The organism is Paludibacterium paludis, assembly GCF_018802605.1.
Lineage (GTDB): Bacteria > Pseudomonadota > Gammaproteobacteria > Burkholderiales > Chromobacteriaceae > Paludibacterium > Paludibacterium paludis.
Window position 1 is genome coordinate 135,395 of record NZ_CP069161.1, and the last position, 14,917, is coordinate 150,311.

16 protein-coding genes are annotated in these 14,917 nt (G+C 60.6%); 7 read left to right on the plus strand and 9 right to left on the minus strand.

What is annotated here, in order from left to right; translation table 11 throughout:
- The first annotated feature begins 135 nt into the window (after positions 1–135).
- Complete coding sequence (locus tag JNO50_RS00590) at positions 136–1,047, plus strand: Rpn family recombination-promoting nuclease/putative transposase (protein WP_373298324.1); 912 nt, start codon at positions 136–138, stop codon at positions 1,045–1,047.
- Positions 1,048–1,144: 97 nt separating this feature from the next.
- On the opposite strand, the gene hemL is transcribed toward JNO50_RS00590, so the two are convergent.
- Genes hemL through JNO50_RS00615 form a run of 5 tightly spaced genes read right to left on the minus strand, consistent with a single transcriptional unit; the run spans position 1,145 to position 4,393 of the window.
- Positions 1,145–2,422 carry a glutamate-1-semialdehyde 2,1-aminomutase gene (gene hemL, locus JNO50_RS00595; protein WP_189532761.1) on the minus strand — a complete coding sequence of 426 codons (1,278 nt, stop codon included), beginning with the start codon at positions 2,420–2,422 and terminating at the stop codon, positions 1,145–1,147.
- A 42-nt stretch (positions 2,423–2,464) separates the two neighbouring features.
- The gene (locus JNO50_RS00600; RefSeq protein ID WP_189532763.1) at positions 2,465–2,926 is read right to left on the minus strand and encodes a CYTH domain-containing protein; all 462 of its coding nucleotides are present in this window, start codon (positions 2,924–2,926) and stop codon (positions 2,465–2,467) included.
- 10 nt (positions 2,927–2,936) lie between these two features.
- Positions 2,937–3,353, minus strand: coding sequence for a CopD family protein (locus JNO50_RS00605; protein ID WP_189532765.1), 417 nt, complete (start codon positions 3,351–3,353; stop codon positions 2,937–2,939).
- A gap of 34 nt (positions 3,354–3,387) precedes the next feature.
- Entirely contained in the window at positions 3,388–4,221 is an 834-nt protein-coding gene (locus JNO50_RS00610; RefSeq protein WP_229804574.1) for a M48 family metallopeptidase, read from the minus strand.
- 7 nt (positions 4,222–4,228) lie between these two features.
- Positions 4,229–4,393, minus strand: a complete 165-nt coding sequence (locus JNO50_RS00615; protein WP_189532766.1) for a rubredoxin — start codon at positions 4,391–4,393, stop codon at positions 4,229–4,231.
- Between the two features lie 71 nt (positions 4,394–4,464).
- Here JNO50_RS00615 and thiD point away from each other — a divergent pair, with 71 nt between their 5' ends.
- Together thiD and thiE are read left to right on the plus strand one after the other, a co-directional pair.
- Positions 4,465–5,331 carry a bifunctional hydroxymethylpyrimidine kinase/phosphomethylpyrimidine kinase gene (thiD, locus tag JNO50_RS00620; RefSeq protein WP_189532768.1) on the plus strand — a complete coding sequence of 289 codons (867 nt, stop codon included), beginning with the start codon at positions 4,465–4,467 and terminating at the stop codon, positions 5,329–5,331.
- On the plus strand, positions 5,315–5,944 hold the full coding sequence (thiE, locus tag JNO50_RS00625) for a thiamine phosphate synthase (protein ID WP_189532770.1): 630 nt from the start codon (positions 5,315–5,317) through the stop codon (positions 5,942–5,944). Before thiD ends, thiE begins: the two co-directional genes overlap by 17 nt.
- Before the next feature lie 418 nt (positions 5,945–6,362).
- Here thiE and JNO50_RS00630 read toward each other — a convergent pair whose 3' ends face one another.
- From JNO50_RS00630 to waaC, 4 genes are all read right to left on the minus strand, one after another.
- A complete protein-coding gene (locus JNO50_RS00630) occupies positions 6,363–6,746 on the minus strand; it encodes a hypothetical protein (protein WP_215796440.1) in 384 nt (127 codons plus the stop codon).
- Between the two features lie 3 nt (positions 6,747–6,749).
- Positions 6,750–8,354, minus strand: coding sequence for a hypothetical protein (locus JNO50_RS00635; protein WP_215796441.1), 1,605 nt, complete (start codon positions 8,352–8,354; stop codon positions 6,750–6,752).
- 264 nt (positions 8,355–8,618) lie between these two features.
- On the minus strand, positions 8,619–9,887 hold the full coding sequence (gene waaA / locus JNO50_RS00640) for a lipid IV(A) 3-deoxy-D-manno-octulosonic acid transferase (RefSeq protein WP_189532771.1): 1,269 nt from the start codon (positions 9,885–9,887) through the stop codon (positions 8,619–8,621).
- The gene (waaC, locus tag JNO50_RS00645; RefSeq protein ID WP_189532773.1) at positions 9,884–10,846 is read right to left on the minus strand and encodes a lipopolysaccharide heptosyltransferase I; all 963 of its coding nucleotides are present in this window, start codon (positions 10,844–10,846) and stop codon (positions 9,884–9,886) included. Before waaC ends, waaA begins: the two co-directional genes overlap by 4 nt.
- A 503-nt stretch (positions 10,847–11,349) precedes the next feature.
- On the opposite strand from waaC, the gene JNO50_RS00650 reads away from it, so the two are divergent.
- From JNO50_RS00650 to JNO50_RS00665, 4 genes are all read left to right on the plus strand, one after another.
- On the plus strand, positions 11,350–12,108 hold the full coding sequence (locus JNO50_RS00650) for a glycosyltransferase family 2 protein (protein WP_189532775.1): 759 nt from the start codon (positions 11,350–11,352) through the stop codon (positions 12,106–12,108).
- A complete protein-coding gene (locus JNO50_RS00655) occupies positions 12,105–13,073 on the plus strand; it encodes an NAD-dependent epimerase (protein WP_189532777.1) in 969 nt (322 codons plus the stop codon). The genes JNO50_RS00650 and JNO50_RS00655 overlap by 4 nt, the downstream gene beginning before the upstream one ends.
- A 224-nt stretch (positions 13,074–13,297) precedes the next feature.
- Positions 13,298–14,506 carry a winged helix-turn-helix domain-containing protein gene (locus JNO50_RS00660; RefSeq protein ID WP_189532779.1) on the plus strand — a complete coding sequence of 403 codons (1,209 nt, stop codon included), beginning with the start codon at positions 13,298–13,300 and terminating at the stop codon, positions 14,504–14,506.
- A 46-nt stretch (positions 14,507–14,552) separates the two neighbouring features.
- Positions 14,553–14,876, plus strand: a complete 324-nt coding sequence (locus JNO50_RS00665) for a YajG family lipoprotein (RefSeq protein WP_189532781.1) — start codon at positions 14,553–14,555, stop codon at positions 14,874–14,876.
- Positions 14,877–14,917: the final 41 nt, after the last annotated feature.

The window sequence follows — 14,917 nt, forward strand, 5'->3', positions numbered from 1 at the left end:
CCGCCGTGGCGGTCGCGCGGCGGCAAAAAATACCGCTCAACCGGGGTATCGCCGCCACCGTCCGTTCACCCGCTAACATTCGAACCGGTCGATGATGGAGGAGCATTCACGATCTTGTACCGCAGGCGGTGGATCATGGCCACGCAACGCATGCCGCGCTGCAGCGTCAGCGACCGACGGGAAAGGTACACTTTCCCGATGAACACCTCTCACCCCCATGACGCGATCTTCAAGCAGTTCATGTCCGATCCGGCGACCGCCCGGGACTTCCTGGACATCCACCTGCCGCCGGGCTTGCGCGGCCTGTGCGATCTATCCAGCCTGCGCCTGGAACCGGGCTGCTTCATCGAGCCGGATCTGCGCGCTTTTTATTCCGACATTCTCTACGCGCTGCGCGCCGATGGCCGCCCTGGCTACATCTCTTGCGTCGTCGAGCACCAGTCCCGTCCGGAAAAACTGATGGCCTTCCGCCTGATCCGTTACTGTCTGGCCGCGATGCAACAGCATCTGCGCCAAGGCCACGATCGGCTGCCGCTGGTGATTCCCCTGCTGTTCTACCACGGCACCGCAAGTCCGTATCCGTACAGCACCCACTGGCTGGATCTGTTCGAGCAGCCCGAGGTGGCCGCCCTCCTTTACAGCCAGCCCTTCCCGCTGGTCGACGTCACAGTGCTGTCCGGCGACGACATTATGAAGCACCGGCGTATCGCATTGCTGGAACTCGTGCGAAAACACATCCGCCAGCGCGATATGCTGGAGTTGGCCGAGCCGATCGGGTTTCTCTTGAGCCTGGGACTTTGCAGTACAGAAGCGAGGGCGTCAGGAAGGCATCCTTCAAGTCGCACGGCAACTTCTTGCCAAGGGCGTGGATCGCAGAATCATTCAGGAAACCACGGGCCTGACCGAACAGGAATTGCTGCAGTTGCGCCACTGAGCGCAGACTCGCGATTCCCAAAACCGTATCCGGAAAAACAAATGAAAAAACGGCGAGCGCGGATTGAGCCGTCGCCCGCCGTTCTTTTCATTCCCCGTTTAACCGCAGGATAGCCTCCTCATCGCGCCATTTCCCGACGACACAACACGAAACGTGAACGGTTTACGCGGACAAGCGGCGCCCGGCCACGTGCCCGCCGGCAAGATCCGCTTACTTTCCGGACAACGCCCGGCGCGCTGCGGCCAGGGTTTCGTCGATCAGCGCGTCGGTATGCGCGATCGATACAAAACCGGCTTCGTAGGCCGACGGCGCGAAGTACACGCCCTCTTCAAGCATCGCATGGAAGAAGCGGTTGAAGCCTTCGCGATCCGAATTGGTCACTTCCGCGTAGCAGGTCGGCACCTTGCCGGTGAAGTACAGACCGAACATGCCGCCGACGCTGTCGGCCGTCAGCGCGACACCGGTTTCGCGCCCCAGGGCGGCAAGCCCGTCGGTCAGGCGGCGGGTACGCGCCGTCAGGGTGTCGTAGAAGCCGGGTTCGCGAATCAGGCGCAGGGTGGTCAGACCGGCCGCCACCGCCACCGGATTGCCGGACAGGGTGCCGGCCTGGTAGACATTGCCCAGCGGCGCGATGCATTCCATGATGTCGCGCCGTCCGCCGAAGGCCGCGAGCGGCATGCCGCCGCCGATCACCTTGCCCAGCGTGGTCAGGTCGGGGATCACGCCATGCAGCCCTTGCGCGCAACGCGGGCCGACACGGAAACCGGTCATCACTTCATCGTAAATCAGCACCGTTCCACTCTTGTGCGTCAGTTCGCGCAAGGCCTTCACGAACGCTTCGGACGGGCGGATCAGGTTCATGTTACCGGCGAAGGGCTCGACGATCACGCAGGCGATGGTGTCGCCGATTCGCGCGAACGTTTCTTCCAGCTGCGCCACGTTATTGTATTCCAGCACCAGGGTATGACGCGTGAAATCGGCCGGCACGCCGCCCGACGACGGGGCGCCGAAAGTCAAAAGACCGGATCCCGCCTTGACCAGCAGACTGTCGGAATGACCGTGGTAACAGCCTTCGAACTTGACGATGGTGTCGCGACCGGTGAAGCCGCGGGCCAGACGGATGGCGCTCATGGTCGCCTCGGTGCCGGACGACACCAGCCGCACCTGCTCGAGCGACGGCAGCATGGCGCACAGGGTTTCCGCGATCTCGACTTCGGCTTCGGTCGGCGCGCCGAAGGACAGACCGCCCTCGGCGGCTTGCTGGACGGCGCGAATCACCTCGGGATGGGCATGACCGACGATCGCCGGTCCCCAGGAGCCGACGTAGTCGATGTAGCGCTTGTCGTCGGCATCCCAAAAGTACGGTCCATTGGCTTTCTTCACGAAACGCGGCGTGCCGCCGACGGAACCGAAAGCGCGGACAGGGGAGTTGACGCCTCCGGGGATCGGTTTTTTGGCGCGTTCAAACAATTCGAGATTGCGGGACATGATGGTTTCCTGTGTCTACACGTTCTTGGCCGGCAGCAAGGGCTACCAGCGGGAATACGGGGTTTTCGAGAGGTAGGCGTTGGTGAAGCGCGGGTCTTCGGTCACTTCTTCACCGATCCATGCCGGCTTGTCGAAGGGTGTCGCCTCGTCGGGCAATTCGATTTCCGCCAGCACAAGACCGGCGTTTTCGGCGAAGAATTCATCGACTTCCCAGATATGGCCGCGCCATTCGATGCGGTAGCGCAGTTTGTCGACCACCATGGGGCACATCGCATCCATCATGGCCTGAGCATCCGCAACCGGAATGGGATACTCGAATTCGTGGCGCGACACCTGGGTGATCCGCCCCTTGATCGTCAACCAGGCCTGTTCGCCCACCACGCGCACCCTGACCGTGCGCTCGGGATCCACCGACAGATAGCCCTGGCGATAACGCAAGCCTTCGGCCAGACCGCGCCACGCCTCGCCGGTGACACGGAAGCGCCGTTCGATTTCCACACCCATCACTTATCTTTCAGAAAGGTTTCACGACAACCAGGATGACCACCGCGAAGAGAATCAGCACCGGAATCTCGTTGAAAAAGCGGTACCAGACATGACTCTTTGCATTGCGTCCGGCACGGAAACGCGCGAGCAAACGCCCGCAGTAGCCGTGATAGGCCACCAGCAGCGCCACGAGCGAGAGTTTGGCATGCAGCCATCCTCCGCCGATGCCGAATCCCAGCCACAGCCACAGACCGAAAGCCAGCGCGAGCACGGCCAGCGGGGTCATGAAACGAAACAGCTTGCCCGCCATCAGCAGCAAGCGGTCCGTTTCGGCGCCGGGCGCGGCCATCGCCAGATTCACGAAGATCCGCGGCAGATAGAACAGGCCGGCGAACCAGCTCGTCACGAAGATGATGTGCAGTGCCTTCAGATAGAGGTACAGCAAACGGAACTCCCTTCCTGTTTCACGTGAAACAGGCCTACGGTTTCGGTGCGTTACGGTAAAGCGGCATGACCTCGGGCAGATGAGCGCTCAGCTCCTGGATGCGGGAGGTGCCGGACGGGTGAGTGGACAAGTACTCGATGCCACCATTATCCCCCCGCGCCAGCATTTTTTTCCAGAGGGAGATGGCGGCGTTCGGATCGTAGCCGGCGCGGGCCATCAATTCGAGCCCCATCACGTCGGCCTCGCTTTCCATGGTTCGGCTGTGCGGCATGGCCAGCGCCACATTGGCGAGCTTGCCCGCCATGTTCATTTGCCGCGAATCCAGACCCGCCGCCATGCCGATGATGCCCAGTCCGAGTTGCTGGGCCATCGCCTGGCTCATGCCTTCCCGGGTATGCTCGCGCAACGCGTGGGAGAACTCGTGGCCCAGCACGGCGGCCAGTTCCGCATCGCTGAGCGACAGCGATCTGACGATGCCCGAGTACACCATCACCTTGCCGCCGGCCATCGCGTAGGCGTTCAGCTCCGGCGCATCGGCCACGTTGACTTCCCACTTCCAGCGCGTGGCGTCGGAACGGTAGACGCCGACTTCGCGAATCACCCGGGACGCGATACGGCGCACCCGCGCGGTCAGCGCCGGATCATTGTTCAAACGTCCCTTGGCGCGCAAGGCCGCCAATTGTTCCGCGTAGCTTTTGGCCGACATGGCCTCGACTTCGGCTTCGGATACCCCGGACATCATGCGCTGCTGCCGCGCCACACCGACCGCGCCGCCCTGAGTGGTCGACACGCTGGCGCATCCGGCAAGGCATGCGGCCGCCACGATAGCGGCGAGTCCCGAAGCGAATCGCAATTTCATCGCTTTCATGACCGCCTCAGAGCTCGACCATTTCGAAATCGTCCTTGCGCGCGCCGCAATCCGGACACGTCCAGTTCATCGGCACATCCTCCCAGGGGGTGCCGGGAGCCAGTCCGTCTTCCGGTCGGCCGGCCTCTTCGTCATAAATAAAACCGCAGATCAGACACATCCAGGTGCGCATACAAATCCTTTGGGTCGGGTAAAATAACGATGATTCTAAATCGTGCCAGACAGCGAGGTTAAGTCTTCACCATGACAAGCCAACCGAATTTTCCGCCGGCCGTGATGACACTGGCCGGCTCCGATCCTTCCGGCGGCGCGGGCATACAAGCGGACATTCTCACCCTGGCCAGCCTGGGATGCCACCCCCTGTCGGTGATCACCGCGATGACCGTTCAGGATACCGCCGGTGTCAGCGAGGTGGTGGTCACCGACGCCGATCTTGTCAATGACCAGGCGCGTTACCTGCTGCAGGACATTCCCGTTTCCGCTTTCAAGGTCGGTATTCTCGGCAGTATCGAGAATGTCGCCATTGTGGCACAGCTGGCGACCGATTACCCCGAAGTCCCGCTGATTCTCGACCCGGTACTCGCCAGCGGCGGCGGCGACGAATTCGCCGACGAGGATCTTATCCACGCCATGCGCGACATGCTGATCCCGCATGTGACGCTGCTGACGCCGAACAGTATCGAGGCCCGCCGCCTGGCGGCGAACGACAGCGACGACGAGGATACGCTGACCCTGGATGAAGCCGCCCAGCGTCTGCTCGCGCTGGGGTGCGAGGCGGTGCTGGTGACCGGCACCCATGAAAACCAGCGCGAAGTGGTGAACATCCTCTACTCGCAGGACGGTACGGCGCGCAGCAGCCACTGGGAACGCCTGCCCGGCAGCTACCACGGTTCGGGATGCACCCTGGCCTCGGCGATCACCGCACTGATGGCCACCGGCATGCCGCTCGAAGAAGCGGTCAACGATGCTCAGGAATACACCTATCAGACCCTGCTGAACGCCTACCGTCCCGGCATGGGGCAATATATCCCCGACCGGCTGTTCTGGGCACGGGATGCGGCCGAACAAGAAGGCCAGGAAGGGGAAGGTGGCGATGAACGGGAAAACTGAGCGGATCGCCGGGCTTTACGCCATCACGCCCGACACGAACGATACCGAAAAGTTGATCCGCGACTGCGCCGCGGTGCTGGCGGGAGGGGCGAGAATGCTCCAATACCGCAACAAGGGGCAAGACGAAACCCTCAAACTGGCCCAGGCCAAAGGACTGCACGCGCTGTGCCGGGAGCACGGGGCGGCCTTCATCGTCAACGACGACATCACGCTGGCCAAACGCATCGGCGCCGACGGGGTGCACCTGGGGCGCGACGACGCCTCGCTCGCCCAGGCGCGCCGCGAACTGGGTCCGGAGGCGATCCTCGGCGTGTCCTGCTACAACCTGCTGATGCTCGCGCAAAACGCCGCCGAACTTGGCGCCGATTACCTCGCCTTTGGCGCGGTGTTTCCGTCGGCGACCAAACCCGGCGCCGTCCATGCCCCGCTCGAACTGTTCGCCGAAGCGGAAAAATTCGGCTTGCCGCGCGTCGCGATCGGCGGCATCACCGAACACAACGCCGCCCGGGTCATCGCCGCCGGGGCCGAAGCCATCGCGGTGATCGGAGGCCTTTTCGACACACCCGACCCCGGCCTTGCCGCCCGGGCGATTTCGGAGCTTTTTCCGGGTTAGGGCATATTGATGTTTTTGGACTGGAGATGGGGAGCATACCCAATCGATGTTCCTGCTCCAGGTTTGCGCTCCGGCGGCTACGCCTGCTGATCGAGGCTCGGAAAGCGCATCCGGGTAATTCCAGGAGAACGCGCCTCAATCACGAACAATACTGATTGGTACTAAACATTCCATCGCTACTGGTCCTTGGTTGAGAATACCTTTGCATTAGGCAGCCGATGTCCGTCCGTTTACTCTTGAAAACCGCTTTTGAACTCTTTAAAAAACAAGCGGTTTTCAAGTAATACTATTGACTACGATGGTATCGCAGCAGGACAAGAGCAGTAGTCGCCACACTGGGTCCCGTATCGTGATAACGATACCGAATGGCGCGGTCCGGCCGCCATGACAAGGCTCATGCACAGGCTCTCATGAGAGATCAGTCGAATTCTCTTTCCATGCGAGTGCGCAGTTCACGGTAGATTGCCGTGAGTTCGGGATCAAAATCACTGAGCCTGTCATGGAAATACTCGATGTAAAACTCTTCCGGCCACAAATGCAGGCCTTGATCGCCAAATTTACGCGTCCGCCAATAGCGTGATGGCCGTTCATCGACAATGTCGAAGAGGCAGAGAGGGGCATCAATCACATAGTATTCGTCAGGGAGTTCAAGCGAAACATCTCCGGGCGAGCCTATGCCGCACGACATGCCCATCACGGTATAAAGTTTGCCGATTTCGAGGTGGCTCCAGACACGTTGTTCACCAAGTTCGTTGCCCGTTTCTCTATTCGGTAATTGGATTGCTTTACAGAAAACTTTCATCTCTTATGGTGTCCTGATAACAATGGTCTTCGGTTCAACCAATTGCTTGGTGACGGTGTTCCAATATGCGTGAATTTCAAAACGAGTACCATCGACTGCAGTGTAGCTTTTACTAGATATTTTACGCCAATCCGATGGCCTCCCCCCGTATTCAGCAAGCAGCCTTTTGAGATCATGGATTGGTTTATCTGGCTGGTGCCCTGCCATTAGTTTTCCACCTGTGGACTTTAGTTCCGCCAATTGCGCTTCGCTGGCCAACTGCTTATTCAGTTGTGGTGCTGTAGCGGCGTTGTTTGCCTTGGGGTTGGGTTTAGGGAGGGACGGTAGTCTTGGAATGATTCGTACGACGGGAGTAATCCCGGTGGGCTGCGTGCATTCACTTGGTGCCAAGCCGTTCCTGAGTCGTGACGAGCCGCCTTCGTAGATGATGGTATCGCCAGGAAAAGAGCTATGGCCGATTCGTGGAGCTGTTACCTCGACAGCTGGTAATGCAGTGAACGTGTTGCGCTTTATTCGCCCAGGCAATTTGGCCCAGTTGGCCAACATATCGCGATGAAAACGAATGGCTCGTTGTATCCTTGTATCATGCATTTGCCGCTCACCAAAGTCGGCTAGCGTTTCATCTGCTTGCCGGTAACCTTGAATCGGAGTGAAAAAGCGTAGAGTGCTTTCCGTTATCGTTAACAGCAGGCTGTCCGGAGCTCTTTGGCGCAGTACCCGAATGGTGGCGAGTGCTTCCGAGAAACGGTGTTGGTTGCCCGAAGCGGTATCGAGTACGTCGGCAAGCATTGGCAAAGCAAGGCTCGCATCTCCCTTCTTCATACGCGAACGCGCCCAATTCACGCCATCCTCTAAGCGGTGACTTGCGATCAGATCCGCTAAATAGTGGCTAAAGGCAACAATGATCGCCTCTCGATTGCCAGTTTGCAGAGCTTGCTCCAGCGCGGTCTGACGACCGTTCAGATCCAGCGAAATGGAGTCGGCTTGGCGCTGATAGCGCCAACGTGCCAAGCGATCGATGCCACTTCTGTCTATCCCCTTACTCAACCCGGCTACTAATTCATCCTCCATGACGGCTTTCTCTTCTGCTTCACCAACAGTACCGTAGGGCCAGAACAGTAAATTAAGTGTTTGCAAGTTTGAGGCCAATACGGGCAAGTTCGATTGCGCCTGTAGGCGTTCAAGCAAGGCGTGGAACTGAACTCTCGCTTCGACCAGAGCTTGGGTTTCGCGCAACGCCCCTAATACCCAAGGGGTAGGGTGGCGTGTTGCGAGATCTTGTAGAAAATTGATTGTATTAGGCCGCTGATAGAGCTGTTCTGCCAGCGTGAAATATCGTACATACACCTGCGAAAACGGTATCTCCTGTTCGGCGAGTATTTCGAGTAGCGCCTCGAAGGCGGGTAAAGCCCGCTCTGGCCTGTCCGATTGGGCAAGATCCAATGCCTGCTGGTAGGCAACTTGCCAACTGGCGCGGTCCTGCTCGATGCGCTGATCGTGGGCAGAAAATGCTCTGTGTAATGTATCGAGCGCTGGCACGTTTGTTGCGGATGCTTGTTCAAGGAAAAATCCAAGGGTGATGAGGAGTAAGCTCAATCGCCGCGCCATGTCGTGTGCTCCAAATAGTGGTTTTTGGAGCGGATTTGACAGACGCCATAGCATGGCGTTCGATAGATATTTCTTGTAAAGCCCGAGAAATCGGAGTGCATCCGGCGAGGCAGATTGATCCGCCTCTCCTTAGGCTATACCAGTCCAGAAGTCGGTCACAGAAGGAAAATGACGGACATGAAACAGAGCGGCTTCTCCGAAGCCACGTTCTACAGGGTGTGGTAACGATATCGTTCGCATAACGGTGGTAGCCAATGTCGAACGTCAACAGGCCCCACAGGTTTCCCCAAGCGTCTCCCGCATCAGCCCCAGCACGCGGTCTGTCGCGCCGCGGTGCGCCAGCGAGAATTCCCGCGCGGCCTCCGACATCGCCTGGCGCGCCGGCGCGTCCCGCAGCAGATCCCGCACGACGGACACCAGCTCGCCGGCATCGGCGACCTGGCGCGCCGCGCCCGCTTCCAGCGCAAGACGACTCGCTTCGGCGAAATTGAAGGTGGACGGCCCGAACAGCACCGGTTTGCCCACGGCCGCGGGCTCGATCAGATTGTGCGCGCCCAGAGGTTCCAGACTGCCTCCGACGAAGGCCACATCGCAGGCGGCGTAATAGGCGTACACCTCGCCCATGCTGTCGCCGATCCAGACCCGCACGGACGGATCGATGATACCGTCCTCGCTGCGGCGCGCCACCTTCAGCCCTTGTTCGGCCGCGAGCCGCGCCACGGCGTCGAAGCGCTCGGGATGGCGCGGCACCAGCACCAGCAGGCAATCGGTTTGCACGGTGCGCCACGCGGCCAGAATCTGCGCCTCTTCGCCTTCGCGGGTGCTCGCGCACACGAACACCGGCCGCGCGCCGATCCGCGCTTTGAACGTCTCGCCCAGCGCCAGTTGCGCGGCGGGCGGCGCGATATCGTACTTGATGCTCCCGCATACCCGGATCCGGCACTCGCCCAACGCCTGAAAACGTCCGGCGTCTTCCTCGCTTTGCGTCGCGATGGCGGCCAGTTCGCCCAGCGCCGGGCCAATCAGCCCGCGCACGCGCCGGTACCCCCGAAATGACTTCTCCGAGAGGCGCGCATTGACCAGAAACAGCGGAATCCCCTGACGGCGCGCCTCGTGGATCAGATTGGGCCACAGCTCGGTTTCCATCAGCACGCCAAAACACGGCCGGACTTGCTCGAGAAAATCGCGCACCGACGAGGCGATGTCATAGGGCAGGTAACGGACACAGGCCTCGCCGCCGTACAGCGCGAGCGCCGTTGCCCGGCCGGTCGGCGTCATCTGGGTGAACAACAACGGCGCATCGGGCCAGGCTTCGCGCAAGGCCCTGACCAACGGCTCGGCCGCGCGGGTTTCTCCGACCGAGACCGCATGAATCCAGATCGCCCCGGGGGGAATGCCTTGCACCTCCCCGCTGAAGCGCTCGTTCCAGTGTTCGAGATAGGCGGGCGCCCGCTTCGCGCGGCGCCGCAGGTAGCGCTTCACCAGCGGTGTGACGCAACGCCACAGCAGGTTGTACAGCGTCAAACGGTTCATGGCGCGTTCCGGCGCGAAGCCAGCCGTTCGAGCACTTCGTCGACCGTCGGCACCGCGCCGATTCCGCCGCAATTGAGCGCGTGTTCGTTTTCCACCACTCCGGTGAAAAACGGATCGGTATCGGTATAGATCGCCACCAGCGGCACCGCCAGCGCGTTGGCCAGATGCGTCAGGCCGGTATCCACGCCGATCACCGCGGCGGCATGGCCAAGCAGGCCGGCCGCGTGCCTCAGCGTCAGCGGCGGCGCCACACAGGCCCCCGGAATCGCGCGGGCCAGGCGTTCGGCCCGATCCCGTTCGGCTTCGCTGCCCCAGGGCAACACGACGGCCAGACCTTTATCCGCGGCGAGCCGACAACCCGCTTCGATCCAGCGCGCTTCGGGCCATTCCTTGGAGGCGCGGCTCGTGGCATGCAAGAACACCGCATAGCGGCCGGGCGGCGCGAAATCGGGCCGATCGCCCGGCACTACGCCGAACACCGGCGGACTGTCGATTTCGTAACCGAACACCTGTCCGAACAAGCGGCGGTTGCGCTCGATCGCCGACAGATCGCGACCGACGCGGTAACGCTTGTGATAGAAAAGGCTCGCCAAGGGTTCCCGGATGCTTTTCGCGTCGTACCCGGCCAGCGGACCGCCGCTCAGGCGCGCCGGAATGGCGCTTTTGACCAATCCTTGCGAATCCACCACCCAATCCCAGCGAGTGTCGCGCAGCGCCTCCCGGAAGCGGCGCATTTCCCGCCAGGTTTCACGCCGAGAGAGGGATTTGCGCCAGCGGCGCCAGGCGATGGGGATGACCCGGACCACGGCGGGGTGCAGCGCGGGAATGTCCGCGAAGCGCTCTTCCGCGACCCAGGTGATCCGGATATTGGGGTAGTGCTTTACCAGATCCGTGATGGCGGGAAGGGTGTGGATCAAATCCCCCATCGACGAGGTACGCACGATCAGTACGTTCATCATGCGCGCATTGTAACCGAGCGGGCCTGTGGTTAACCACGTAAAATCCGTGCTATCCACATGTGGATAACCCGGACCTGAGTGGAAGCGTCGAAGTTATCCACATTTTGCCAGCCTGTCCTCCCTGTATGTAAACCATGGCCTCTCAACAAGGCAAGAATTTGTATCGTAATGGAAAAACAGGGTTATCCACAGAAAATGGTACCCTTCATTAGTATTATCAGTTTATAAAAGGGCGTGTATGAAAACAGAGGTACCGCGGTTTGGCGCGCACCAAAGCGCGATTCACAGCCCGTGGCGAACAGCTCGCCAAAAGCTGTGGACAAGCCGTATCATGCCGACAAAAGCCAAGTTATCCACAATTGGTCAACGCGATAAACCCGTGCCGGAGAACAGTTTGGCAAGAATCGCAACGTAATGAAAAAAAACAGAAAAAACAGGTTATACACAGAAGATGCCGGTATTCATCAAGCTTCTTCAAATAAATATAGGAACATCTTGAAATCATGCAGGTGGCTGTCAGTCTTGTTCTGATCACCAAAAATGCCGGACGGCAACTGGAAACCTGTCTGTCCAGTGTGCCGTTCGCCGACGAGATCGTGATCGTGGATTCGGGAAGCACCGATGACACGGAAACCATAGCGAGAAACTATGGTGCGAGATTTATCCACAATTCCTGGTGTGGGTTCGGACCGCAAAAGCGCTTCGCGGTCAACGCGGCGCGTAACGACTGGGTGCTGTGTCTGGATGCGGATGAGTGGCTGTCCGATGAATTATCGTTGAGTATCAAAAAGATATTGAACAATCCACAGGCCGATGCTTATCGCTTTCCCCGTTGCAACAAGTTCATGGGACGTTTCCTGCGCTACGGAGAAGGCTATCCTGACTGGAGTCTCAGGCTCTTCAATCGCACCCGGGCGAACTGGAGCGAGGACCTTGTGCATGAATTCGTGAAGACGGATTCGGCTGTGGAAAACCTCTCGGGCGACCTGATGCACGAGTCAGGCGAGGATATCGCGCGTTATCTGGACAAGCAGAACCGCTACACGACGCTGCAGGCGGAAGGGTTGTTCGCCTGTGGAAAACGTGCGGGTTTTGGCAAAATGCTTGTGAGTCCCCTGGTGCGCTTCGTGAAGTTCTATCTGGTGCGCCAGGGTTTTCGCGATGGATTGCCCGGCTTTGTCCACATCGCGATAGGATGCATGAACAGTTTTATGAAATACGCCAAGCTGATCGAGCTGTACCGGCTGGAGAACAAACAATGAAAATACTGGTAACCGGAGCGGCGGGGTTCATCGGCCGCGCTGTCTGTGAACAACTTCTCGAGCGCGGAATCGGCCAGGTCGTCGGCATCGACAATCTCAACGATTACTATCCGGTGGCGCTCAAGGAAGCGCGGCTGGCCACGCTGAGGGGAAGGGCGGATTTCGTGTTCGAGAAGCTCGATCTGGCCGACCGCGACGGCATGGACGCGCTGTTCGCCCGGGAACAGTTCGACTACGTGATTCACCTCGCGGCCCAGGCCGGAGTGCGGTACTCGATTCAAAACCCCCACGCCTACGCGCAAAGCAATCTGGTCGGGATGACCAATATGCTGGAAGCCTGCCGTCATCACGGGATCCGTCATCTGGTGTTCGCCAGTTCGTCGAGCGTGTACGGCAAGAACGCCAAAGTGCCGTTCAGCGAGGACGATCGCACCGACGAGCCGGTCAGTTTCTACGCGGCGACCAAGAAGGCCAACGAGGTCATGGCGCACAGCTATGCGCATCTTTTCGGGTTGCCTGTCACGGGTCTGCGGTTTTTCACGGTCTACGGCCCGTGGGGGCGCCCCGACATGGCGCCGTGGCTGTTCACCGAAGCCATTCTCAAGGGCGACACCATCAAGGTGTTCAACCACGGCGAACTGATGCGCGATTTCACCTATATCGACGATATCGTCGAAGGCATCCTGCGTGTCATGGAAAAGGCGCCGGAAGGGGCCGTGCCGTACCGGCTTTTCAATATCGGCAACCACAATCCGGTGGCGCTGATGGACTTCATCAAGGCGGTGGAAGGGGCCTGCGGCAAGGAGGCGGTGAAGGAATACCTGCCGATGCAGGACGGGGACGTGCCGGTGACCTACGCCGATACCGCGCGCTTGCGCGACGCGGTGGGGTTTTCCCCCGACACGCCGCTGACCGAAGGCATGCGGCGCTTTGTCGGCTGGTATCGCGCCTATCGCAACGTGTAGCGGACACCCGACAGCACGGCGATAAAACACCGTGGTGGCGGCTCCATGCCCCGTCACGGCGTTTTTACCTGAAAACCCATCAGCGTACACCATCGTGGCGCGTGAACGCGGTACGGCGGCTTTATGTGGCAAACAGCGGTATCGAGTGTCTTTCAGAGCCGACCGGATAGGCGCGGCCGGTTTTTTTGCTATAGTCGATACTTTTCCCGTTCCATGGCTTTGTCATGCCCACGCCCTTTCTTTCCATCGACGCCGCGCGGTGCCTGCAGTTGTCCGCCCAGGGCCTCCTCACCTCTCCAAAGCGCAAAGCCGTTCGTTCCGATGTGACGGCCGCCATCCGCCGCATGGCGCTCCTGCAGATCGATACCATCAGCGTGGTGGCGCGCAGTCCCTATCTTGTGCTGTTCAGCCGGCTGGGCGCGTACGATCCGTCCTGGCTCGACGACGCGCTGTGCGCGGGCGAGGTGTTCGAATACTGGGCGCACGAGGCGTGTTTCGTTCCCTCGGAGGATTACGGCTTGTTCCGTCGTTTCATGCTCGACACGAGCGAGACCGGCTGGAAGCGCCAGAAGGCCTGGGTGGAAAAGCACGCCGGCGAGATCGAACGCTTGCTCGGGCATATCCGCGCCAACGGACCGGTCCGCTCCGCCGATTTCGCGCGGCCAGGCGGCAAGAGCAACGGCTGGTGGGACTGGAAACCGGAAAAGCACCATCTGGAAGCGCTGTTCGTATTGGGCGAACTGATGGTCAGGGAACGAAAGCATTTTCACCGGGTATACGATCTGGCCGAGCGCGTGAGGCCGGACTGGAGCGACGAGCGCGACACGCTTTCCCGCGAAGAGGCGGAAATGGCGATGATCCGCAACAGTTGCCGCGCGCTGGGGCTCGTCAAACCCGCCTGGGTCGCCGATTACTACCGGCTCAAGCGCCGCCAGGGAAAAGGCTGGCTGACTCGCCTGACGGACGATGGCGAGCTGTTGCCGGTGCGGGTGGAGGGGTGGGAGGAGGACGTGTTCGTGCACGCGAGCCTGGCGCCGCGGCTCTCCGACGCCGAGGCCGGCAAGCTGGGCGCCACGGCGACCGCCATTCTCTCGCCGTTCGATCCCGTGGTGTGGGACCGGCGCCGGGCGCTGGAGCTCTTCGGTTTCGACTACCGGATCGAATGCTATACGCCAGCGGCCAAGCGCAAGTATGGTTATTTCGTGCTGCCCATCCTGCGCCGCGGCCGGCTGGTCGGACGCCTGGACGCCAAGGCCCATCGCCGCGAGGGGGTGTTCGAAGTCAAGGCGCTATACCTCGAAGAGGGTGTGAGGCCCGGCATCGGGCTGTGGCGAGACATCGATGGCGCGGTGCGCAAGCTCGCGAACTGGCACGGCACGCCGCTAGTCCGCTACGGACGCTTGCCCGATGGCCTACCCCCCGGGAACCTGTAACCGGTGCGGCGGTTCTAATCGCCATGACATTTTTCTGGAGCCGCCCATGATCAAGAACCGTTATCTGCTCATGGCCTCGTGCCTCGCGCTGCTGACCGCCTGCGACCCGCCTCAGACCGAACGCCTGAAAGAGAACGCCTCCTCGGCGCTCGCCGTGGTGCGGGAGGGCGCCAGCGCGCCTTTGGCGGTGGTGAAAGAGCGGGCCGACACGGCGCTCGGTGTGTTCGAAGCGGTGGGAAACGGGTTCATGAACGATCCGAGTCTGCGTCAGGAAGCCTTGCGTCTGAAAGAGGAGGCCTCGGCGCTCAAGGGCGCCATCGTTTCCCGTCTGGAAAAGCGCAAGGACGCGTCGCAGCCTGAAAAAAACTAGGCCCCGCACCTTGCGGTGACGGGGCCTGTCCGACGCGTGGC

Coding starts and splice junctions, on each gene's coding strand:
- JNO50_RS00590 (WP_373298324.1), top strand. CDS start 136: ATGGCCACGCAACGCATGCCGCGCTGCAGCGTCAGCGACCGACGGGAA.
- hemL (WP_189532761.1), bottom strand. CDS start 2,422: ATGTCCCGCAATCTCGAATTGTTTGAACGCGCCAAAAAACCGATCCCC.
- JNO50_RS00600 (WP_189532763.1), bottom strand. CDS start 2,926: ATGGGTGTGGAAATCGAACGGCGCTTCCGTGTCACCGGCGAGGCGTGG.
- JNO50_RS00610 (WP_229804574.1), bottom strand. CDS start 4,221: ATGAAAGCGATGAAATTGCGATTCGCTTCGGGACTCGCCGCTATCGTG.
- JNO50_RS00615 (WP_189532766.1), bottom strand. CDS start 4,393: ATGCGCACCTGGATGTGTCTGATCTGCGGTTTTATTTATGACGAAGAG.
- thiD (WP_189532768.1), top strand. CDS start 4,465: ATGACAAGCCAACCGAATTTTCCGCCGGCCGTGATGACACTGGCCGGC.
- thiE (WP_189532770.1), top strand. CDS start 5,315: ATGAACGGGAAAACTGAGCGGATCGCCGGGCTTTACGCCATCACGCCC.
- JNO50_RS00630 (WP_215796440.1), bottom strand. CDS start 6,746: ATGAAAGTTTTCTGTAAAGCAATCCAATTACCGAATAGAGAAACGGGC.
- JNO50_RS00635 (WP_215796441.1), bottom strand. CDS start 8,354: ATGGCGCGGCGATTGAGCTTACTCCTCATCACCCTTGGATTTTTCCTT.
- waaA (WP_189532771.1), bottom strand. CDS start 9,887: ATGAACCGTTTGACGCTGTACAACCTGCTGTGGCGTTGCGTCACACCG.
- waaC (WP_189532773.1), bottom strand. CDS start 10,846: ATGATGAACGTACTGATCGTGCGTACCTCGTCGATGGGGGATTTGATC.
- JNO50_RS00650 (WP_189532775.1), top strand. CDS start 11,350: ATGCAGGTGGCTGTCAGTCTTGTTCTGATCACCAAAAATGCCGGACGG.
- JNO50_RS00655 (WP_189532777.1), top strand. CDS start 12,105: ATGAAAATACTGGTAACCGGAGCGGCGGGGTTCATCGGCCGCGCTGTC.
- JNO50_RS00660 (WP_189532779.1), top strand. CDS start 13,298: ATGCCCACGCCCTTTCTTTCCATCGACGCCGCGCGGTGCCTGCAGTTG.
- JNO50_RS00665 (WP_189532781.1), top strand. CDS start 14,553: ATGATCAAGAACCGTTATCTGCTCATGGCCTCGTGCCTCGCGCTGCTG.